The following is an 865-nucleotide window of genomic DNA, read 5'->3' on the forward strand; positions in this document are numbered from 1 at the left end:
CGCCGCCAACTCACCGATCGAATGCCCCGCCACAAAATCAGGCCGAACACCCCACGACTCGAACAAACGGAACAACGCCACCTCCACCGCGAACAACGCCGGCTGCGTCCACCCCGTCTCGTCCAACCCCACACCCGAAACAATCACCTCACCCACCGGCACACCCAACGCCTCCACCACCGCATCGAACGCAGCGGCGAACACCGGCTCCGAGGCATACAACTCACGCCCCATCCCCACCCGCTGACTCCCCTGACCCGAGAACAGGAACGCCAGCCCACCAGCCTGCGCAGTACCGCGAACGACCTCCACACCCTCCAGATCACGCAACGCAGCCGGGTCGCCGAGGGCGACGGCCCGCTCTTCGAGGGCGGCCCGCCCGGTCACCAGCGACTGTGCGACGTCCACCGCCGAACCGGCGGACTCCGCCACCCCGGCGATCCGCAGGGCCTGCTCGCGCAGTGCCTCCGGGGAACGCGCCGACACCACGAACGGCACCACAGCCGGAACCACCACGGACGGCACCGAGGCAACGGTCGCGGCAGCCGCCGCAGGATCGGCGACCGGCTCCCCCTCGCGGACCTCGGGGGTCTCCGCCTCGACCGGCGCCTGCTCGACGATGACGTGCGCGTTGGTCCCGGAGACGCCGAACGCCGAGATGCCCACCCGGCGCGGACGGCCCGCGTCCGGCCACGCCTGCTCCTCCGTCAGCAGCCGGACCGAACCGTCCGACCAGTCGACGTGCGGGGACGGCGCGTCGACGTGCAGGGTGCGCGGCAGCACACCGTGCCGGATCGCCAGCACCGACTTGATCACCCCGGCCACGCCGGCCGCCGCCTGGGTGTGCCCGATGTTGGACTTCACC

At 71.4% G+C, this 865-nt stretch carries 1 protein-coding gene; it reads right to left on the minus strand.

Going from position 1 to position 865, the window contains the following annotated elements:
• Window positions 1–865: acyltransferase domain-containing protein (locus PUR56_RS07035; RefSeq protein ID WP_329948272.1), on the minus strand; the 865-nt coding region annotated here is incomplete at both ends.

It is taken from the genome of Streptomyces sp. BE303 (assembly GCF_036290945.1).
In the GTDB taxonomy this organism is placed as follows: Bacteria; Actinomycetota; Actinomycetes; order Streptomycetales; family Streptomycetaceae; genus Kitasatospora.